Raw genomic sequence first — 19128 nt, 5'->3', positions numbered from 1 at the left:
CGCTAACCAGCACGGCGCCGGCCTGGGGTATGTTGGTGCGCGCGGGGTTCGGCGTGTCCGGGGCGGGGGGGGGCGGGGGGCCCCCCCCGGGGGGGGGGCCCCCCCCGGCCGGGGGGGGGCCCCTCGCCGTTTCTGGCGTGGCGTGTGCTCAGGCGGCGATGTGCAGCCGTACGCCGCCGTCGGGGAGCGGCTCGACGCGCAGCTGCGTCAGGTCGTCCACCTGCACGGTCGGCCCGAAGGCCGCGGCCCGGTCGCCGACGCCCACGACGCGCATCCCGGCGGCCAGGCCGGCCTGGATGCCTGCTTCGGAGTCCTCGAAGACGAGGCAGTCCTCGGGGGCGAAGCCCAGCTCGGCGGCGCCCTTCAGGAAGCCCTCCGGGTCCGGCTTGCTGGCGCTCACCGACTCGGCGGTGATCCGTACGCCGGGCATCGGCAGTCCGGCGGCGCCCATCCGGGCCTCGGCCAGCGGCACGCTCGCGGAGGTCACCAGGGCGTGCGGCACGGCGGCGATCGCGGTCATGAAGGCGGGTGCGCCGGGCACCGGCACGACACCGTCGGTGTCGGCGGTCTCCTGCTCCAGCATGAGCCGGTTGTCCTCGAGGTTCTGCTCCATCGGGCGGTCGGGGAGCAGCGCGGCCATGGTGGCCCAGCCCTGGCGGCCGTGCACGACCTTCAGCACCTCGTCGGCGTCCATGCCCTGCTCGGCGGCCCAGCGGCGCCAGCAGCGCTCGACGACCGCCTCGGAGTTGACGATGGTGCTGTCCATGTCGAGGAGCAGGGCGCGGGCGGTGAGGGTGCGGGTTGCCGTCATCGGCGGACTCCTGTGCTGGAGTGGTGGGACAAGAGCGGCCCCGCCCGCCGGTCAGGGGAAGCGGGCGGAACCACTTTGTTCATCCACGATACAAAGCGGTTCGGCCACACGCCAAGCCCCCCTGGTCAGCAGGCCAGGGGGGCGCGGTGATAAAGGGGGCAAAGGGGCCGGTCAGGGCTCGTCCGTGAGGAACTCCAGAGAGGTGCGGGTCGCGGATCCGTAGACGCCGTACGGGTCCTCGGTCTCGCCGTACGTCCGCTGGTACCTCGCCACGGAGGCCGCCACTCCGGTGTCGTACCGGCCGTCGGCGGGCCCGGCGTACAGCTTCAGCTGCGCCAGCCGCCGCTGCAGCTCCACCACCTCGGGGCCGCTCGAACCCTCCGACAGTACGGCCGGGCCGGTGGCCGAGCCCGTGAGGAAGCGCCGGGCCTCCTCGCGCGTGCGCTCGGCGGAGCGCGTCGTCGGAGCGTCCGGCCGACGGGTGAACGGTGTCTCGGCGGCGCTGGCGGCGGCCCGTGCGCCGGGCAGTCGCGTGGCCGAGCGGGATGCCGTGCCCGGGTCGGCCGGCCGGACCTCGGTGGCCCCGTCGGGCAGATCGGCGACGGGACGTTCGCCGCGGTCGGCGAGCACGTCGCCGGCGCCGCCCCCCGCGTGCAGCTCGCCCCCGAAGAGCGCGGCGCAGACCGAACCGGCCGCCGCGGTGACCATCAGCCCCGCCAGCAGCACCGGGCGCCTGCGCCGCTCCGGCTCTAACCGGCCATCCGCCTGCCCGATGTCCCCGCCCGGCGGGTCCATGAACGCCACCGGCCCCGCGACCGGAAGCCCGTCGGGCCGCCGGCCCGGCGACCGCCGATGGCCCGGCCCGGGCCCCTCCCCACCGCCCTGCGGGGCGTACAGCGGGAGGTGCGGCGCCGCGGCGGGCGGCTCATGGGCCGCGGGTAACCCCCCGGGGGGTGTGGCGGGCGGCTGCGCCGTGCGGGGCGGGGCGTACGGGGGCCGGGGCACCCGGACGTACGAAGGCGGGGGGAACGCCGGCGGGCCGTAGGCGCGCACCGTGAAGGCGCGCGGCCTGCGGGGCGACTGCGGCGGATCGTCGGGATCGGGCGCGTCCGGCAAGGAGACGTACGGCCGGATGTGCAGCGGGTCGAAGTCCTGGGCGGCCGCCTGCTCGCACCGGCAGCCGGGGTGGCCGCCGGTCCGAGCGGGGGCTAAGCAGGTCGGGCAGTTCCTGGCCGTCACGTGCGGTCCCCTCCCTAGTCTCGGCTGCGATTATGCATATGCCGTCGCCTCCTGCACAGGGCCCCAGGACGTGAACAAGCGGAGTACGACACATCGCTCAACGTGTCATAGCGGGGCAAAATGAGCGGGACGGGAGTGCGGCTCCGCTCCCGGCCGCGGTCCGGAGCCCCGCCCCGCTCCTCGTCGCGGTACCGACGTAAGGAGACGTCCATGGCGCAGGACACCGGCGCTCCCGCCGTCCCCGCCGAGGCCCGGCCGCAGCGGACCGTGCTGGTGGCGATCGGCGCGCTGCTGCTCGGCATGCTGATCGCGGCGCTCGACCAGACCATCGTCTCGACCGCGCTGCCCACGATCGTCAGCGAGCTGGGCGGCCTGGACCACCTCTCCTGGGTGGTCACCGCCTACCTCCTGGCGTCCACGGCGGCCACCCCGCTGTGGGGCAAGCTCGGCGACCAGTACGGGCGCAAGAAACTCTTCCAGGCCGCCATCGGGATCTTCCTGATCGGCTCCGTGCTGTGCGGCATCGCCCAGAACATGCCGCAGCTCATCGCCTTCCGCGCGATCCAGGGCCTGGGCGGCGGCGGACTGATGGTGCTGTCGATGGCGATCGTCGGCGACATCGTGCCGCCCCGGGACCGCGGCCGGTACCAGGGCCTCTTCGGCGCGGTCTTCGGCGCGACGAGCGTGCTGGGACCGCTGCTCGGCGGGCTTTTCGTGGACCACCTCAGCTGGCGCTGGGTCTTCTACATCAACCTGCCCATCGGCGCGGTCGCCCTGATCGTCATCGCCGCCGTGCTGCACATCCCGTCGAGCCGCACCCCGCACCGCATCGACTACCCCGGCACCGCCCTGATCGCCGCGGTCGCCGCCTGCTTCGTGCTGATGACCTCGCTCGGCGGCGTCAGCTACCCGTGGGGCTCCTGGCAGATCATCGGCCTCGGCGTGCTCGGCGTCCTGCTCCTCGTCGCCTTCGTCCTGGTCGAACGGCGGGCCGCCGAGCCCGTCCTGCCGCTGCGCCTCTTCACCGGCCGTACGTTCGCGCTCTGCTCGGCCATCGGCTTCGTCATCGGCTTCGCGATGTTCGGCGCGATGACGTACCTGCCGACGTTCCTCCAGGTCGTGCACGGGGTCTCGCCGACCATGTCCGGCGTGCACATGCTGCCGATGGTCATCGGCATGCTGCTCTCCTCCACGGTCTCCGGCCAGCTGGTCAGCCGGACGGGGCGCTACAAGATCTTCCCGATCGCCGGCACCGGCGTCACCGCCGTGGGCCTGCTGCTCCTGCACAACCTCGACCGGTCCAGCGGCGTCGCCGAGATGAGCGGCTACTTCTTCGTCTTCGGCCTCGGGCTCGGCCTGGTCATGCAGGTACTGGTGCTCATCGTGCAGAACGCCGTGCCCTACGCCGACCTGGGTGTCGCCACCTCGGGGGCCACGTTCTTCCGCTCGATCGGCGCGTCCTTCGGCGTCTCGATCTTCGGCACGATCTTCGCGAACATGCTCGGCCCGCGGATCGCCGACGCGCTCGCCGGCCGCCGCCTCCCGCCGGGCGTCGACCCGGGCAAGCTGGCCGAGGACCCGCGCGCGGTGTCGCAGCTGCCGCCCGGCGAGGCCTCCGGCGTGCTGGATGCCTACGCGACCTCGATCACCAACGTCTTCCTCTACGCGGTGCCCGTCGTCCTGCTCGCCTTCGTGCTGGCCTGGCTGCTCAAGGAGGAGCCGCTGCGGGGCTCGGTGACGGCCCCGGACACCACCGAGGTGCTGTCCTCGAACCCCGTCGAACGGTCCTCGCACGACGAGTGCGCCCGCGCCCTGTCCAAGCTGGGCTCCTTGGAGGGCCGCAAGAGGCTCTACGAGACGATCACCGCGCGGGCCGGGTGCGACCTGAGACCGGCGGCGAGCTGGATGGTGCTGCGGATGTACCGGTACGGCTCCGTGGAGCCCGCGCTGCTCGCCGAGCGCAGCGCCGTACCCCTCGGCGTGATCTCCGAGGCCACCCGGCAGCTGGAGGCACGGGGGCTCGCCGAGCGGCAGGGCATGCCGATGGTGCTCACCGAGGCCGGGCGGCGGGTCGCGCACCGGCTCGCGGCCGCCCGCCAGGAGACCCTCGCCGAGCTGCTCGGCGACTGGTGGACCAAGGACCGCCCCATGGACCTCACCGAACTGGTCCAGCAGCTGACGGCGGAGCTGGGCGGCTCGGACGGGGAATGCCCGCGCAACGGGGACGCCCGGCCCGTACAGCGCCGCCCGGCGGGCCCGCGCCCGGTGTGAGAACGCGGGCCGGGCGGTCGTACCGGCTCAGGCGGTCTTCGGGGCGGCCTGCTGGACGACGTCGAAGGACCAGACGGTGGAGCCGGAGGCGGCCGGCTTCGGACGCTCGGCGTTCTCGCCGCCGCCCTGGTGCGCGGCCTTCATCGGGCCCTCCATCCACGCCTGGAAGGCCTCCTCGTCCCGCCAGCGGGTGTAGACGAGGTACTGGTCGGTGCCCTCGACCGGGCGCAGCAGCTCGAACCACTCGAAGCCGTCCGAGGACTCCACCGAACCGGCGCGGGAGGCGAAGCGCTTCTCCAGCACCTCGCGCTGCTCCTCGGGGACGGTCAGCACATTGATCTTCACGATGCTCATGCCGCCATCCTGCCGCATCGCGCCGGACGGCCCCCGGGCGCCCCGGGCACATATCCGGACCGGACGGATACGACGAAGCCCCTTGCCGGAGCAAGGGGCTTCGTCGGACAGTCGCGCGTGAGAGCGGCGGGGTCAGGCCGCCGTGCTCAGTTCGCGGGCCTCGGCCTCGCTGGCCACCGCGGGCTTGGAGCCCGGCAGCGGCCGGCCGGCGCTCTCGGACATCTTCCACACCGCGATACCGCCGATGACGCCGGCCGCCATCATGTAGTACGCGGGCATCATCTTGTCGCCGGTGGCGCCGATGAGGGCCGTCACGACCAGCGGGGTGGTACCGCCGAAGAGCGAGACGGAGACGTTGAAGCCGATGGAGAGCGAGCCGTAGCGCACCTTCGTCGGGAAGAGCGCGGGCAGCGTGGACGGCATCGTCGAGGTGAAGCAGACCAGCAGCAGGCCGAGCGCGGCCATGCCCAGGCCGATCGCGGCCAGCGAGCCCTGGCGGATCAGCAGCAGCGCCGGGACGGACAGGACGAAGAAGCCGATGCAGCCGGCGGCGATCACCGGGCGGCGGCCGAAGCGGTCGGAGGCGCGGCCGGCGAACGGCTGGACGCACATCATCAAGGCCATCACGGCCAGCACGACCAGCAGGCCGTGCGTCTCGTCGTACTTCAGCTCCGAGGTCAGGTAGCTGGGCATGTACGACAGCAGCATGTAGTCGGTGACGTTGAAGACCAGGACCAGGCCGACGCAGAGCAGCATCGCGCGCCACTGGCCGACGATCATCTCGCGCAGGCCGGTCTTCTTCTCGGCGGTGCGGCGCTGCTTCTCCTGCTCCGCCGCCTCCTTCTCCATCGCGGCGAACGCCGGGGTCTCCTCCAGGCGCATCCGCAGGTAGAGGCCGATGATGCCCATCGGGCCCGCGATCAGGAACGGGATCCGCCAGCCCCAGGAGACCAGGTCGTCGTGGCTGAGCAGCGCGGTCATCAGGGTGACCAGGCCGGCGCCGCCGATGTAGCCGGCGAGCGTGCCGAACTCCAGCCAGCTGCCGAAGAAGCCGCGCTTCTTGTCGGGCGAGTACTCGGCGATGAAGGTGGAGGCGCCGCCGTACTCACCGCCGGTGGAGAAGCCCTGCACCAGGCGGGCGATCAGCAGCAGGACGGGGGCCCAGACGCCGATGGCGGCGTAGGAGGGGATCAGGCCGATCGCGAAGGTGCCGATCGCCATCATGATCATGGTGATGGCGAGGACCTTCTGGCGTCCGATACGGTCACCGAGCGGACCGAAGACCATGCCGCCGATGGGCCGTACGAGGAACGCCGCGGCGAACGCTCCGAACGTCGACAGCAACTGCGCGGTCGGGTTCCCGGACGGGAAGAACACCTGTCCGAGAGTGACCGCGATGTAGCTGTAGACGCCGAAGTCGAACCACTCCATCGCGTTGCCGAGCGCGGCCGCGGAGACCGCTCGCTTGGCCATGGCCGGGTCGACGACCGTGGCACCGTGCCGCTCCTCGCTGGAAGGAGCCCGGTCTTTCGCACGGGCACCGGGGCCCGGGGCGACGGAGGTGTGCGTCGGCACGTGTTCGCTCGCCTGCGCTCTCTGGGACGACTGCATTGCAAAGCCCGCCGGGCCACCGACGGGCGAATGTCGACCTTAGGGGCAGAACGGATCGTCACGGAGGGTGTTCGTCCGCATATGGGAAGGGGGTGAAACCCCCTCGTTGCAGGGGCGATGCGTCGGACAGAACGGACACGGAGAAAGTATTCCTGTGATCCTTATCGCTGCGATCACGTGCAACTGAGGGCCCTGATGTGACCCATCCCACGTGACGGCGCGGCATTCCGGGGAACGCCGCGCCGTCGGATCGTCGCCCGTCCAGCATCCGTCCGGCGGCTCCGCGGCGCCACTCGGACGGATGTGGACCGTCACGTCAGGACGGCCGGTGCGGGCGGCCGCCCGGTCAGCCGGTGACGGTGATCTGCGACGCCGGGTCCGTCGTGTCGGACACCGCGTACGTGGCGCCGAACGTCGAGGCCGTCGCGCTCGTCGGGCAGCCGAAGCCGCCGGTGACGGTCACCGGCACCGAGGCACCGGAGAAGGTGAGCGTGGACGGCGCGCCGTTGGTCCAGCTGCCGTTGACGGTGGCCGGGCCGCTGGGCGCGGCCGTGACCGTGCAGGTGGCGAGGCCGCTGGTCTTCACGACGACACCGCCCTGCGGAATGTTCATCACGGCGGTGCTGGGCGAGCCGTTCTGCATGGACACGCCCCATGTGCCGCTGGTGGTGACGGTGGCGCTGACGCCCGGCATGCTCGTCGTGCACGAACCGTACGTGGGCGCGCTGATCGTGCTGGACACCGGTCCGGCGGCGTTGTGGTTGCCGGGCGCGGCCGGCACCTGGCCGGTGGAGTTGGACGCCGAGCAGGTCACGGTCACCGAACCGGCCTTGAAGGTGGCCTTGCCGGTGAGCTTCGCGGCGAAGGCGTGGCCCGCGGGGGTGACGGTGGTGGAGCCGGCGGCCACGGCCGGGGCGGGCGCTGCCGCGGTGGCCGGCGCGGTGACGGCCAGGCAGAGCGCGCCCGCCGCCGCGACGCCGGTGCCGGCGGCGAGCAGCGTACGGGCATGCGTACGGGGTCTGAGCTGCATCATCGAGGGTCTCCTTGCGGTTGCCGTTGCGGGTGATCGAGTGATCGTGCGGTACCGGTACGGAGTGCTGGTGGTGCAGACGGTGCTGATGGTGCAAACAGTGCTGGTGGTGCGCTGGTGTGCAGTGATGTGCGGTGGTGCAGGGCGTCCTCGGCCACGGCCGAGGCGGCCGAGGACGCCGTTCTTGGGAGGGGCGGCCGAGCCGCCGCGCGCTAGACCGCCGGACCTGTGGCCGTGGGCGCGCCGTCGGCGGCCGTGTCCGCCGGTGAGGGGTCCGCGGCTGCCGGTTCCGGCTCCGGGGCGGGCTGCCACGCGAACATCAGGGCGCCGCCGAGGATGCCGAGCACGGTGCCGATGAAGAAGCCGCCGAGGTTGGACATGACCAGCGCGGCGGCCGCCATCAGGACGGTCAGTACGCCGGCCAGCCCGCGGTAGTGCGGCGCGAACCAGGCGGTCAGGCCCATCACGATCATCACCAGGCCCATCAGTACGGACGGGATGCCGGCGATGCCCTGCTGGAGCATGACCTTCAGCGGGGCCAGTGGGATCACGCAGATCTCCAGGCCCGCCAGGACCGTGGCCAGCCCGCCCCAGAAGGGCCGCGCCTTGCGCCAGCGCCACCAGGCGGAGCGGGGCCGCTGCGCATCGCCCCGCGCTGCCCGGCGGCCGCCCGCGCGCCGGGTCAGAAGCATTCCTTCTTGCCCTTGCTGATCTTCATGCTCAGCCCGGAGAGCTTGAAGGTGCCGGCGTTGGTCGCCCACGCGGTCTGCTTCAGATCGGTGATGTTCACGTCGTCGGCCTGCTGGGCGAAGGCGTCCTGCATGCCCTGTGCCTCGGCCGGACCCTTGTCCAGCGTGGAGGCGTCCCGGCCGATCTCGATGTTGTTGAACGAGGCGTTGCCCGAGAGCTGGGTGGCGTCGACGTAGAGGTTCTTGGCCTCGACGGGCTTGCCGCCCTTGCCCGCGGTCAGGTTCAGCGAGATGTTGCCCAGTACGGGCAGCTTGGTGACCACCGACTGGCAGAGGTTGTTCAGCTCCGCCTGCTTGATGGCGGTCACCGCGACCGGAAGCAGCTCGCCGCGTGCGTTGGCGTCCACCCCGCCGTACTGCGCGAAGCCGTCCCCCTTGAGGCTGCTCGCCGAGACCTTGAACTGCTGGCCCGAGACGGCGAACGAGGCCGCCAGCGCGCCGTTGGCCAGGGCGATGGCCAGGGCCGCCGTGCCCGCGAAGGCCGGGACGGCCAGCACGGCGAACTTCCGTGCGCTGACCCGTCCCGTGACCGGTCTGCCGTGTGCGTCTTTCATGGCTGCTGTCCCCTTCGGTGCGTGTTCGATGCGTGGATCGATAGCTGGCTGATCGACCGGCGACGCGTCGGCCCGGGAGCGGCCGGCGCAGGGCTGATCGATGCGTGGGGGGCGAACGAGGCGCGTGGGGGGGGCGGACGCAGCGGGTCGTGGCCGCGTGCCGAGTGTTACCGCCGGTGTTACCGGCGAGTTGAGTTGAATGTAAGTGCGCCAGTGGAGGTTGGCAAGGTTCCGGGTCGGGCGGTTTTCCGCCAAAAGGGAAGACGGTGGCCACCGGGGTCCGGCGGCCACCGCCCTTGCAGGGCATGGGAGTTACCCGTAGCTGACCCGCAGCTCCTTCACGCCGTTCAGCCACGCCGAGCGCAGCCGCCGGGGGTCGCTGCTGAGCGCGATGTCCGGTACGGCGTCGGCTATGGCGTGGAAGATCAGGTCGATCTCCAGTACGGCCAGCGACTTGCCCAGGCAGAAGTGCGGGCCGCCGCCCCCGAAGCCCAGGTGCGGATTGGGGTCACGGGTGATGTCGAAGTCCTCGGGCCGGTCGAACACCTCGGGGTCGTTGTTGGCCGACGCGTAGAAGATGCCGACCCGCTGGCCCTCCTTGATGTGCGCGCCGCCCAGCTCCGTGTCCTGGGTGGCGGTGCGCTGGAAGGAGACCACGGGCGTCGCCCAGCGCACGATCTCCTCGGCGGCCGTCGAGGGGCGCTCCCTCTTGTACAGCTCCCACTGCTCGGGGTGGGTGAGGAAGGCGTGCATGCCGTGCGTGATGGCGTTGCGCGTGGTCTCGTTGCCCGCCACCGCCAGCAGCAGGACGAAGAAGCCGAACTCGTCGCTGCCCAGGTTCCCCTCGTCCTCCGCCGCCACCAGCGCGCTGACGATGTCCTTCGCCGGGCACTCCTTGCGCGCCGCCGCGAGGTTCATGGCGTACGAGATCAGCTCCATCGCCGCGTTGACGCCGACCTCTTCGGTGATCGCCAGCTCGGGATCGTCGTACGCGACCATCTTGTTCGACCAGTCGAAGATCCGGGACCGGTCCTCCTGCGGGATGCCGATCAGCTCCGCGATGGCCTGGAGCGGCAGCTCGCAGGCGATGTCGGTGACGAAGTCGCCGCGGCCGTTCTTCTTCGCCTCCGCGACGATCCGGCCGGCCCGTTCGCGCAGCGCGTCCTCCAGGGCGCGGATGGAGCGGGGGGTGAAGCCGCGCTGGACGATCTGCCGGACCCGGGTGTGCTCCGGCGGGTCCATGTTCAGCATGATCAGCTTCTGTACGTCGATCTGGTCGCGGGTCATGGACTCGTTGAAGCGGATGATCGAGGTGTTGCGGTGCGCCGAGAAGACATCGGGCCGGGTGGAGACCTCCTTGACGTCCGCGTGCCGGGTCACCACCCAGTAGCCGTCGTCCCCGAAGCCCGCGATGTTGTGCGGCTGGGCGTTCCACCACACGGGCGCGGTCCGCCGCAGCTGGGCGAATTCGGGGAGGGGCACGCGGTCTCGGTAGACGTCGGGGTCGGTGAAGTCGAACCCGTCGGGCAGCGCTGGACAAGGCATCGGTGTCTCCAGGTCCGTCTCTCCGGCTTCGGCGGCCGGTTCTCCCGTACTCCTGACGGGCCATCAGAAGATGCCGCGAAGGTAGTAACGAGTTCTACAAGTGGCAAGGCTCACGCGGGAAATACTTGCGAATACGGCCGACGCGGCACTCTTGCGCGGGCGCGTGAGGCTCGTGAGACTGGGCGCGGAACTAGAACGCGTACTAGTTCTGCCCGGGTGCCGGGCCGCCCGGACAGCCAGGAGAGGACGAGTCATGGCCGCTGAACCCGTCATCGTCGAAGCCGTCCGCACCCCGATCGGCAAGCGCGGAGGGGCGCTCGCCAACCTCCACCCCGCCTACCTGCTGGGCGAGACGTACCGCGAACTCCTGGAGAGAACGGGCATCCAGCCGGACTGCGTCGAGCAGATCGTCGGCGGCACGGTCACCCACGCCGGCGAACAGTCCATGAACCCCGCCCGCAACGCCTGGCTCGCGGTCGGCCTGCCCTACGAGACCGCCGCGACCACCGTCGACTGCCAGTGCGGCTCCTCGCAGCAGGCCAACCACATGGTCGCCAACATGATCGCGGCCGGCGTCATCGACGTGGGCATCGGCTGCGGCGTCGAGGCGATGTCCCGCGTCCCCCTGGGCAGCGGCTCCAAGCACGGCCCCGGCAAGCCCTTCCCCGACGAATGGCACGTCGACCTGCCCAACCAGTTCGAGGCCGCCGAACGCATCGCCCGCAAACGCGGCCTGACCCGCGAGAACGTCGACGCGCTGGGCCTGATCTCCCAGGAACGTGCGGCGCAGGCCTGGGCCGAGGAACGCTTCAAACGCGAGACCTACGCGGTCCAGGTGCCCACCACCGAGGAGGAACAGGCCGCAGGGCAGGGCATGTGGCGGCTGGTCGACCACGACGAAGGGCTGCGCGACACGAGCATGGCGGCGCTCGCCGGACTCAAGCCGGTCATGCCCACCGCCGTCCACACCGCGGGCAACTCCTCCCAGATCTCCGACGGCGCCGCCGCCGTCATGTGGGCGTCCAAGCGGATGGCCCGGGCCCTCAGGCTGAAGCCGCGGGCCCGCATCGTCGCCCAGGCCCTGGTCGGCGCCGACCCGCACTTCCACCTGGACGGCCCGGTCGACGCGACCCGCGCGGTGCTCGGCAAGGCCGGCATGTCCCTCAAGGACATCGACCTCGTCGAGATCAACGAGGCCTTCGCCTCCGTCGTTCTGTCCTGGGCCCAGGTCTTCGAACAGGACCTGGAGAAGGTCAATGTGAACGGCGGCGCCATCGCCCTCGGCCACCCGGTGGGCGCCACCGGCGCCCGGCTCATCACCACGGCCCTGCACGAACTGGAACGCAGGGACAAGGAATTCGCCCTGATCACGATGTGCGCGGGTGGCGCACTGGCAACCGCGACGATCATCCAGCGGCTGTGACGGCCCGGCCGGCGCCGGCGCGGGCCCTGCCGCGGCACGGCGGCCGGCGGCCATTGTCAGTGGCGCCTGTCACACTCCAGACATGACGACAGAACCGACGAGAGCGGCAGAGCCGGCGGACTCCACGGCTCCCGCAGCACCGCCCGCCATCCCCCCGGAGAACTTCCCGCCGGAATGGGCGGGGCCGGAAGAGCGCCCCGCCCCGCCGCTGGTCGGGGACGAGCGGGAGATCCTCACCTCGTTCCTCGACTGGCACCGCAGGACCTTCGAGCTCAAGTGCGCCGGGATAGAGGCCGAGCGCCTCTCGGAGAAGAGCGTCCCGCCGTCCGGCCTCAGCCTGCACGGGCTGATCCGCCACCTCGCCGGCGTCGAGCACTGGTGGTTCCGCGTCCAGTTCGCCGGTGAGCGGGACGACTTCCCGTACTACTCCGACGACCACCCCGACCAGGACTTCGAAATGCTGGACGGGGACGCGGCGGAAGAGCTGGCGTTCTGGCGCGCCGAGTGCGCGCACTCCCGCAAGCTCGTCGCCGCCACGCCCTCGCTGGACGCCACCGGCACCCACGCGGCGAGCGGCCAGCCGGTCTCGCTCCGCCGCATCCTGGTCCACGTCATAGCCGAGTACGCCCGGCACAACGGCCACGCCGACCTGCTCCGCGAACGCCTCGACGGCGCGACCGGGGTCTAGGACCCGGGTCACGCCGTCGGCGGATAGGGGATACGGGGGCAGCGGGGAAGGAGCCGCCCGCGGCTCAGTACCAGTTGTGGGACTGCCAGAAGGACCAGGCGCCGCAGGGGCTGCCGTAGCGCTCGTTCATGTAGTTCAGGCCCCACTTGACCTGGGTGGACGGGTTGGTCTTCCAGTCCGCGCCGGCCGAGGCCATCTTCGAGCCGGGCAGCGCCTGGACCAGGCCGTAGGCGCCGGAGGAGGCGTTGGAGGCCTGCGGGTTCCAGCCGCTCTCGCGCTCCACGATGTTGCTGAAGCACTGGTACTGGCGCTGGTCCGGGATCTGCTGGTGCGCCGCGGCCTGCGCCTCGCTCGCACCGGCCCGCTCGGCGGCGTGCGCCGGGGTCGCGGCGACGGCGGCGGTGGCGGCGGCGCCGAGCGCCACGGCACCGGCGGCGGCAGCGCCCGCGGCGCGGCGACGGGTGACGAGACGGGGGACGGTACGGCCGGCGGCAGAGCACACGGTGGACAGCACGGAGGGAGGACCTTCCGACGGGGACACGGGGCGGGGTGCGTCGCCGGGCAGCGGTGAGGTTTGCGGACCCGGCGACCACTTCACCGTGCGAGGCGGTCCGCGGACCTGGCAAGCACGGCCGTTACGTACGTGCTTCGTACCGGGCCGCGCGCCGGGGACCCCGGCCCCGGTCCGGTCACCGGGCGCAGCCCCCGCGCGGGGCGGGGCGCGCAGGCGGGCAGGGGGCCGCGCCGGGACCTGCTATCGCGCCTCGTATGTGACCAAGGTCCCTGTGCGTGGCTTCACAGAAAACGGGGTGGCCGGGGAGGGGGCCTCGAAGCCGCGAGCCGTCCTCAGCCGCCCCCCGACCGCCGGCCGTCCTCCGTCGCGAAGGACACCGGGGCGTCGAAGGCCGCGCGGCGGGTGGCGCGGCGGAGGGCCTTCAGGAGGACGGGGCCGACGGTGAGGGTCAGCACGATCGTGACCAGCGCCCGGGGGAGGTCCCAGCCGAGGGAGGTGGCCAGGCAGTACGCGACGAAGCGGGCGAGGTTGTCCGGGAGCGGGTCGCCGGGGACGAACGAGACGCCGGAGGCGAGGCCCGCGATGTACGGCCAGCCCTGGAGGTTCATGACCAGGCCGTACAGGAGGGACGCGACCGTGCCGTACGCGGCCAGCAGCAGCATCTCGCTCCGGCCGCGGAGCCGGTCGGCCCCGGGGAGCAGCCCGGCCCCCATCGACACCCAGCCCATCGACAGCATCTGGAACGGCATCCAGGGGCCGACACCCCCGGTGAGCAGCGCCGACGCGAACATCGACACCGCGCCGAGCACGAAGCCGAAGCCCGGCCCGAGCACCCGTCCCGACAGCACCATCAGGAAGAACATCGGCTCGATGCCCGCCGTGCCCGCGCCGAGCGGCCGCAGCGCGGCGCCCGCCGCCGCGAGCACGCCGAGCATGGCGATGGCCTTGGCGTCCAGGCCGACGTCCGCGATGGTCGCCACGACGACCGCGAGCAGCAGCGGGAGCAGCGCGGCGAAGAGCCAGGGCGCGTCCTTGGAGTGCGCGAGGCCGGACGCGGAGTCCGCCAGCAGCGGCCAGCCGAAGGCCATGACACCGACGGCGGAGATGAGGACGAGGGCGGCCACCGACCGCGGGCCGAGGCGGATCGCCCGGACCTGCCGCTGCGCGGTGCCGACGGCCCGCGCCGTGTCCGTGGCCCGGCTCATGCCGTGCGCTCCAGTGCGGCCAGGGCGTGGGTGACCTGGGGGACGGTGAGCCAGGGCAGCGGGGCGAGGACCTTGGAGACCTGCGGCGCGAAGGACGGGGAGGAGACCACGACCTCGGCGGTCGGGCCGTCCGCGACGACCTCGCCGTCGGCGAGGATGACGACGCGGTGGGCGAGTTCCGCGGCGAGTTCCACGTCGTGGGTGGCGAGGACGATGGCGTGGCCCTCGGCGGCGAGGTCGCGCAACACGGTCACCAGCCGCGCCTTGGCCGCGTAGTCCAGGCCGCGGGTCGGCTCGTCCAGCAGGAGCAGCGGCGGCCGGGCGGTGAGGATCACCGCGAGTGCCAGGGCGAGGCGCTGGCCTTCGGAGAGGTCGCGGGGGTGGGTGTCGTCGGGGACGTCGGGGAGCAGCCGGGTGACCAGGGCGCGGCAGCTGCCGGGGGCCGCGCCCGCGTCGGCGTCGGCCGCCGCGCACTCGGCGGCGACGGTGTCCGCGTACAGCAGGTCGCGCGGTTCCTGCGGCACCAGGCCGACCTGGCGGAGCAGTTCGCGCGGGCCGGTGCGGTGCGGCACGGCGCCGCCCACCCGGACCGATCCGGCGGCCGGCTCGTGCAGGCCGACCAGGGTGTTCAGCAGCGTGGACTTGCCCGCGCCGTTGCGGCCCATCAGGGCGACGGTCTCGCCGGGGCGTACGGCCAGGTCGACGCGGTGCAGTGCGTCGATGCGGCCGCGGCGTACGGACAGCCCGGCGGCCTCGGCGACCGGCGCTGCGGCGGACGGCACGGGCGGTGCGCCGGCGGCCGCGCCCGGGGACGCCGGGGACTGCCCGGCCAGCCGCTCGCGCAGCGTGCCGGCCTTGCGGCGGGCGTCGCGTACGGTCAGCGGCAGCGGTGACCAGCCGGCGGCCCGGCCGAGGGCGACGACCGGCGGGTGGACGGGGGAGACCGCCATGATGTCGGCGGGTTCGCCGATGACCGGCGCGGCCCCGGGGGCGGGCAGCAGGATGACCTGGTCGGCGTACTGGACGACGCGTTCCAGGCGGTGTTCGGCGAGCAGCACGGTCGTGCCGAGGTCGTGGACCAGCCGCTGGAGCACGGCCAGTACCTCTTCGGCGGCGGCCGGGTCCAGCGCCGAGGTCGGCTCGTCCAGGACCAGCACCTTGGGGTGGGTGGTGAGGACGGAGCCGATGGCGACGCGCTGCTGCTGGCCGCCGGAGAGGGTGGTGATGGCGCGGTCGCGGAGGTCGGTGAGGCCGAGGAGGTCGAGGGTCTCCTCGACGCGGCGGCGCATCACGTCGGGGGCGAGGCCGAGCGACTCCATGCCGTACGCCAGCTCGTCCTCGACGGTGTCGGTGACGAAGTGGGACAGCGGGTCCTGGCCCACCGTGCCGACCACGTCGGCCAGTTCGCGCGGCCGGTGGGTGCGGGTGTCGCGGCCGCCGACGGTGACCCGGCCGTGCAGCGTGCCGCCGGTGAAGTGCGGTACGAGGCCGGAGACGGCGTTCAGCACGGTCGACTTGCCGACGCCGGACGGGCCGACCAGCAGGCAGAGCTCGCCCTCGGGGACGGTCAGGTCGATCCCCTGGACGGCGGGCGTGCCGGCGTCCCCGTAGGTGACCGACACCTGCTCGAACCGGATCACGTCGTCCTCTCCTTCGCGCTCTTCACGTTCTCCACCGCGCTTTTCGGGCGCGGCTCCACGCTCTCCCGGCGCGCCTCCACGCTTTCCGAGTGCGGCTTCACGCTCTCGGGGCGCCGCCCCGCCCTCTTTGTGCGCCGCTCGGCGGGCGGGCCGGGGGAGCCCGCCGGTACCGGTGCGGCGAACGCCGGTACCAGCCCCACCAGGACCGACAGCGCGGGCCAGAGCGGGAGCGCCGGTGCGGTCAGGGGCACGGCCGGCGGGTGCAGGGCCGTGGGCGCGTAGGAGTTCGCCCAGATCATCAGTGCGGCCACCGCCACGCCGGAGCCCGCGACCAGCCAGGCGCGCGGGCCCCAGCGGTCGGGCCGGTACCGGGTGCGGACCGAGCGGCGGCCGCCGAGCCACAGTCCGGCGAGCGCGGCGGCGAGCCCCGCGGCCAGCACCGGCAGCCCGTATCCGGCGCCCTGGGCCGCGAGCAGCCCGTACGTGCCGGCGCAGATGCCGAGGAGGCCGCCGAGGGTGAGCGCCGTGGTGGTGTGCCGGACGGCGCGCGGCACCTGCGCGGTACGGCCGTACCCGCGGGCGTCCATCGCCGCCGCGAGCGCCACCGAACGCTCCAGTGCGCCTTCCAGTACCGGCAGGCCGACCTGGAGCAGCGCCTTGAAGCCGCGGTCGGAGCGGCCGCGGAGCCGGCGCGCGGCACGCAGCCGCTGGACGTCGGCGACCAGGTTCGGGGCGAAGGTCATCGCCACGACGACGGCCACGCCCGCTTCGTAGAGCGCGCCGGGCAGGGACTTGAGCAGCCGGGCCGGGTTGGCGAGCGCGTTGGCGGCGCCCACGCAGATCAGCAGTGTGGCCAGCTTCAGCCCGTCGTACAGCGCGAAGACCATGCCCTCGGCGGTGACCCGGCCGCCGATCCGCACGCCCCGCGCCCAGTCGGGCAGCGGCACTTCGGGGAGCGTGACCAGGGTGTGCGTACCGGGGACGGGCGAGCCGAGCACGAAGGCGAAGACCAGCCGGACGGCGAGCACGACGAGACCGAGCTTGACGAAGGCGCCGTAGGAGCGGGCCCAGGGCGCGTCGGTGCGGCGGGCCGCGACCACGTACCCGGCGACGCCGACGAGCAGTCCGAGGAGGAGCGGGTCGGTGGTGCGGGACGCGGCCGTCGCCAGGCCCAGCGCCCACAGCCACCACGCGCCGGCGTGCAGCGTGCGCCCCCGGGTGGCGAGGGGAGCGCGCAGCCGGCCGGGCGCGGTCATCCGCGCCGACGCCTGGCCTGCCACACCGCGGCGGCGCCGAGCACGGCGACCGCGGCGATGCCGCCGATCAGGCCGGCGGATGGCCCGCCGGCGCCGGTGTCCTTGTCGGACGCGCCGGCATCGGGCGCCGCGGAGCCGGTGGCTTCCTTCCCCGACCCGCCCGCCTGCTCGGCGCAGCCCTTCTCCGGGAAGCCGGAGATCGCGCACAGCAGCGCACTGGAGTCGTACCGCAGCGGCGCGGCGACCGCGGCGAGGGCCTCGCCGGCGCTCGCGTCGTCGGGGACCCGCGCGCACTTCTCGCGGGCGGCGGGCGGCGTCTCGCCCTTGGGGGCGTCCGCCGCCGTGCCGAAGTCGACGGCGACGGCGACGCGCTTGCGGCCGTCGGCCGGCTTCGTGCCGCCGCAGACCGCGTCGAAGTCGGCGGCCGCGCGCGGTGTCGCGGCGCGCGCGGAGTCGGCGCTGACGGTGAAGCGGAAGCCGACCGCGCCACCGTCCTCGGGGCGGGCGGTCGAGGGCCCTTCGGTGGCGTAGGACCAGGTGCTCTTGCCGTGCGCCGGCGCGTCCGCCGTCCAGAAGGACCAGTAGCGGTACTCGTCGGCGTGCGCGGGGACGGCGGCCAGGCCCGTGGCCGTACCGGCCAGGACCAGGGCACCGGCGCCGCGTGCTATCCGGGCGGCGTGCCTCACAGCTGGTTCTGCTTCCTGCGGCCGCTCAGCAGGAAGCCGATGCCCGCGCCCACCGCGAGGCCGACGAGCACGACCCACCACACGGAGATGCCGCCCTCGTCCTTCTGCCCGGCCTCCTGGCCCTGCGCGTTCTGCTGCGCCGCCGGCTTCGGTCCGGTCGCGTTGAGCTTCGCCACGAGGTCCGTGCCCCCGAAGTCGCGCGGGTCGGCACCGGTGGCGTGGGCGGCGAGGATCAGCTGCGCGTAGGCGGCCGGGCCGCTCTGCTTCGCCCAGGCGGCGGAGTGGCCGCGGAGCCACTCCAGCGGCTGCCTCGCGTCGTCCGGCCGCCCGGCGGCCGCCAGCGCGACCACGGCGTCGGCGGTGTTGCCGACATCCGGCCGGTCCTCGGCGCCGGGCATGGCGGACATCAGGTGGTGGCCGTGCGCGGCCATGGCGGAGACCAGGTGATCGGCGCCGCCGCTCGCGGCACCCCGCGCGTCCTCGGCCGCTTCCTCGCAGGACGTCTTCTTCGCGGCGTCCCCACCGGGCTCGACGACGAAGCCCTTGCCCATGGCCCCGGTCACCGCGGCCGCCGTCGCGTCGTCGTTGGCCGCGAGCTTCCCGTCCTTGGCCTGGAACGCGAAGGCGCCGCGGTCCGCCTTCCTCACGTCGCAGCCGAGGCGGAAGGCGAGCAGCGCGTCGTAGGGCGACTTGCCGTCCTTCTCCGGCAGCGCCGCCTCCTTCGTGCCGGTGGCGGTCAGCGCGCCGATCACGACCGAGGTGGAGTTGGCGTCGCTGTCGGCGCCGGCCGCCGAGCCCCAGCCGCCGTCGTCGTTCTGCGCGGACTTCAGCCAGGAGACGCCCTTGCGTACCGCGTCGGAGTGCCCGCCGACGGCGGCCAGCGCCTGGACGGCGGCGGACGTCTGGTTGGTGTCCCGCAGGGTCTTCGCGTCGCAGTCCTGATGGGGGTCCCCCCTGTTCGAGCGGAGCCGAGAACTTGGGGGAGGGTCGGCGCGGTACGCGGTGAACGCGCCGTCGGCGCACTGCTGTCCCACGAGCCAGTCCACTGCCTCGTCCGCCGGGCGCACGCCCGTGGCGTCCTGGGCCAGCAGCGCCAGCGACTGCCGCCAGACGCCGTCGTACTGGGGGTCCGTGCTGCCGTACAGGCCCTTCGGGAGCTTCGGGGAAGCGCCGGGCGCGGGGGAGTCGGCGAACGCGGCGGGGGCAGCGGCCGCGCACAGCACGGCGGCGGCCAGGGCCGCGGCGCAGCGGCGCGCCGGGGCGGCGAGGGAGCGGGCCGTGATGGCCATGGGGTCGGTGCCTCTCGGTCGGTTCGCGGGGTGCGCGAGGTGGGAGGTCACGCAGCCGCACTCCGCCGCACCACGTCCGCGACTCGCGCGCGGCGCGGTGGCACCGGGCTCAGCTCCGTATACCTCGACGGTGCCGCGGGGGGGGGGGGGGGGGGGGGGGGGGGCGCCGGCCCCCCCCCCCCGCGGGGGGGGGGGGCCCCCCCGGGGGGGGGGGGGGGGGCGGCCCCCCGCGCCCCCCCCCCCCCCCGCGCGGGGGGGGGGCC

The 19128-nt window shown here is 73.4% G+C and carries 17 protein-coding genes; 3 read left to right on the top strand and 14 right to left on the bottom strand.

Translation table 11 applies throughout. The annotated features are described in order from the left end of the window. Nucleotides 1–148 precede the first annotated feature (148 nt). Nucleotides 149–811: an HAD-IA family hydrolase gene (locus tag ACIGQF_RS12465; protein ID WP_399708556.1), complete on the bottom strand. Its 663-nt coding sequence runs from the start codon at nucleotides 809–811 to the stop codon at nucleotides 149–151. A gap of 171 nt (nucleotides 812–982) precedes the next feature. Continuing rightward, nucleotides 983–1606 (bottom strand): peptidoglycan-binding protein, encoded by a 624-nt coding sequence (locus ACIGQF_RS12460; RefSeq protein WP_399708553.1) that lies wholly within the window; start codon nucleotides 1604–1606, stop codon nucleotides 983–985. Between the two features lie 654 nt (nucleotides 1607–2260). On the opposite strand from ACIGQF_RS12460, the gene ACIGQF_RS12455 reads away from it, so the two are divergent. Continuing rightward, a complete protein-coding gene (locus tag ACIGQF_RS12455; RefSeq protein WP_399708550.1) occupies nucleotides 2261–4321 on the top strand; it encodes an MFS transporter in 2061 nt (686 codons plus the stop codon). A gap of 27 nt (nucleotides 4322–4348) precedes the next feature. Here ACIGQF_RS12455 and ACIGQF_RS12450 read toward each other — a convergent pair whose 3' ends face one another. The 6 genes from ACIGQF_RS12450 to ACIGQF_RS12425 all read right to left on the bottom strand — a co-directional run bounded on the left by ACIGQF_RS12450 (nucleotide 4349) and on the right by ACIGQF_RS12425 (nucleotide 10164). Further along, nucleotides 4349–4675, bottom strand: a complete 327-nt coding sequence (locus ACIGQF_RS12450) for an antibiotic biosynthesis monooxygenase family protein (protein WP_399708548.1) — start codon at nucleotides 4673–4675, stop codon at nucleotides 4349–4351. Nucleotides 4676–4807: 132 nt separating this feature from the next. Further along, nucleotides 4808–6286 carry a glycine betaine/L-proline transporter ProP gene (gene proP / locus ACIGQF_RS12445; RefSeq protein WP_399708545.1) on the bottom strand — a complete coding sequence of 493 codons (1479 nt, stop codon included), beginning with the start codon at nucleotides 6284–6286 and terminating at the stop codon, nucleotides 4808–4810. Nucleotides 6287–6632: 346 nt separating this feature from the next. Continuing rightward, nucleotides 6633–7316 carry a hypothetical protein gene (locus tag ACIGQF_RS12440; RefSeq protein ID WP_399708678.1) on the bottom strand — a complete coding sequence of 228 codons (684 nt, stop codon included), beginning with the start codon at nucleotides 7314–7316 and terminating at the stop codon, nucleotides 6633–6635. A gap of 212 nt (nucleotides 7317–7528) precedes the next feature. Beyond that, nucleotides 7529–8008: a DUF6114 domain-containing protein gene (locus ACIGQF_RS12435; protein ID WP_399708542.1), complete on the bottom strand. Its 480-nt coding sequence runs from the start codon at nucleotides 8006–8008 to the stop codon at nucleotides 7529–7531. Further along, nucleotides 7999–8619, bottom strand: a complete 621-nt coding sequence (locus ACIGQF_RS12430; RefSeq protein WP_399708539.1) for a DUF6230 family protein — start codon at nucleotides 8617–8619, stop codon at nucleotides 7999–8001. Before ACIGQF_RS12430 ends, ACIGQF_RS12435 begins: the two co-directional genes overlap by 10 nt. A 312-nt stretch (nucleotides 8620–8931) precedes the next feature. Beyond that, complete coding sequence (locus ACIGQF_RS12425; RefSeq protein ID WP_399708537.1) at nucleotides 8932–10164, bottom strand: cytochrome P450; 1233 nt, start codon at nucleotides 10162–10164, stop codon at nucleotides 8932–8934. A gap of 253 nt (nucleotides 10165–10417) precedes the next feature. Here ACIGQF_RS12425 and ACIGQF_RS12420 point away from each other — a divergent pair, with 253 nt between their 5' ends. Both ACIGQF_RS12420 and ACIGQF_RS12415 read left to right on the top strand, forming a co-directional pair. Further along, entirely contained in the window at nucleotides 10418–11587 is a 1170-nt protein-coding gene (locus tag ACIGQF_RS12420; RefSeq protein ID WP_399708534.1) for a steroid 3-ketoacyl-CoA thiolase, read from the top strand. A gap of 82 nt (nucleotides 11588–11669) precedes the next feature. Beyond that, nucleotides 11670–12275, top strand: coding sequence for a DinB family protein (locus ACIGQF_RS12415; protein WP_399708531.1), 606 nt, complete (start codon nucleotides 11670–11672; stop codon nucleotides 12273–12275). Between the two features lie 64 nt (nucleotides 12276–12339). Here ACIGQF_RS12415 and ACIGQF_RS12410 read toward each other — a convergent pair whose 3' ends face one another. From ACIGQF_RS12410 to ACIGQF_RS12385, 6 genes are all read right to left on the bottom strand, one after another. Further along, the gene (locus ACIGQF_RS12410; protein ID WP_399708528.1) at nucleotides 12340–12789 is read right to left on the bottom strand and encodes a transglycosylase SLT domain-containing protein; all 450 of its coding nucleotides are present in this window, start codon (nucleotides 12787–12789) and stop codon (nucleotides 12340–12342) included. Between the two features lie 332 nt (nucleotides 12790–13121). Beyond that, a complete protein-coding gene (locus ACIGQF_RS12405; RefSeq protein ID WP_399708525.1) occupies nucleotides 13122–13994 on the bottom strand; it encodes an ECF transporter S component in 873 nt (290 codons plus the stop codon). Continuing rightward, nucleotides 13991–15634, bottom strand: coding sequence for an ABC transporter ATP-binding protein (locus ACIGQF_RS12400; RefSeq protein ID WP_399708522.1), 1644 nt, complete (start codon nucleotides 15632–15634; stop codon nucleotides 13991–13993). Before ACIGQF_RS12400 ends, ACIGQF_RS12405 begins: the two co-directional genes overlap by 4 nt. Next, nucleotides 15631–16890, bottom strand: a complete 1260-nt coding sequence (locus tag ACIGQF_RS12395; protein ID WP_399708519.1) for a CbiQ family ECF transporter T component — start codon at nucleotides 16888–16890, stop codon at nucleotides 15631–15633. The genes ACIGQF_RS12400 and ACIGQF_RS12395 overlap by 4 nt, the downstream gene beginning before the upstream one ends. Beyond that, nucleotides 16887–17576 (bottom strand): SCO2322 family protein, encoded by a 690-nt coding sequence (locus tag ACIGQF_RS12390; RefSeq protein WP_399708516.1) that lies wholly within the window; start codon nucleotides 17574–17576, stop codon nucleotides 16887–16889. The genes ACIGQF_RS12395 and ACIGQF_RS12390 overlap by 4 nt, the downstream gene beginning before the upstream one ends. After that, complete coding sequence (locus ACIGQF_RS12385) at nucleotides 17573–18865, bottom strand: prenyltransferase/squalene oxidase repeat-containing protein (protein WP_399708514.1); 1293 nt, start codon at nucleotides 18863–18865, stop codon at nucleotides 17573–17575. Before ACIGQF_RS12385 ends, ACIGQF_RS12390 begins: the two co-directional genes overlap by 4 nt. Nucleotides 18866–19128 lie beyond the last annotated feature (263 nt).

Source organism: Streptomyces sp. NPDC053560 (assembly GCF_044544605.1).
Taxonomy (GTDB): Bacteria; Actinomycetota; Actinomycetes; order Streptomycetales; family Streptomycetaceae; genus Streptomyces.
The sequence above is the reverse complement of the archived record's forward strand: the minus strand, read 5'-3'. Positions and strand labels throughout refer to the sequence as shown.

Excerpts from the sequence above, each read along its gene's own strand:
- ACIGQF_RS12395 (WP_399708519.1), bottom strand. The coding sequence starts at position 16,890 with ATGACCGCGCCCGGCCGGCTGCGCGCTCCCCTCGCCACCCGGGGGCGC.
- ACIGQF_RS12430 (WP_399708539.1), bottom strand. The coding sequence starts at position 8,619 with ATGAAAGACGCACACGGCAGACCGGTCACGGGACGGGTCAGCGCACGG.
- ACIGQF_RS12385 (WP_399708514.1), bottom strand. The coding sequence starts at position 18,865 with ATGGCCATCACGGCCCGCTCCCTCGCCGCCCCGGCGCGCCGCTGCGCC.
- ACIGQF_RS12420 (WP_399708534.1), top strand. The coding sequence starts at position 10,418 with ATGGCCGCTGAACCCGTCATCGTCGAAGCCGTCCGCACCCCGATCGGC.
- ACIGQF_RS12415 (WP_399708531.1), top strand. The coding sequence starts at position 11,670 with ATGACGACAGAACCGACGAGAGCGGCAGAGCCGGCGGACTCCACGGCT.
- ACIGQF_RS12440 (WP_399708678.1), bottom strand. The coding sequence starts at position 7,316 with ATGCAGCTCAGACCCCGTACGCATGCCCGTACGCTGCTCGCCGCCGGC.
- ACIGQF_RS12405 (WP_399708525.1), bottom strand. The coding sequence starts at position 13,994 with ATGAGCCGGGCCACGGACACGGCGCGGGCCGTCGGCACCGCGCAGCGG.
- ACIGQF_RS12450 (WP_399708548.1), bottom strand. The coding sequence starts at position 4,675 with ATGAGCATCGTGAAGATCAATGTGCTGACCGTCCCCGAGGAGCAGCGC.
- proP (WP_399708545.1), bottom strand. The coding sequence starts at position 6,286 with ATGCAGTCGTCCCAGAGAGCGCAGGCGAGCGAACACGTGCCGACGCAC.
- ACIGQF_RS12455 (WP_399708550.1), top strand. The coding sequence starts at position 2,261 with ATGGCGCAGGACACCGGCGCTCCCGCCGTCCCCGCCGAGGCCCGGCCG.
- ACIGQF_RS12425 (WP_399708537.1), bottom strand. The coding sequence starts at position 10,164 with ATGCCTTGTCCAGCGCTGCCCGACGGGTTCGACTTCACCGACCCCGAC.
- ACIGQF_RS12460 (WP_399708553.1), bottom strand. The coding sequence starts at position 1,606 with ATGGACCCGCCGGGCGGGGACATCGGGCAGGCGGATGGCCGGTTAGAG.
- ACIGQF_RS12465 (WP_399708556.1), bottom strand. The coding sequence starts at position 811 with ATGACGGCAACCCGCACCCTCACCGCCCGCGCCCTGCTCCTCGACATG.
- ACIGQF_RS12435 (WP_399708542.1), bottom strand. The coding sequence starts at position 8,008 with ATGCTTCTGACCCGGCGCGCGGGCGGCCGCCGGGCAGCGCGGGGCGAT.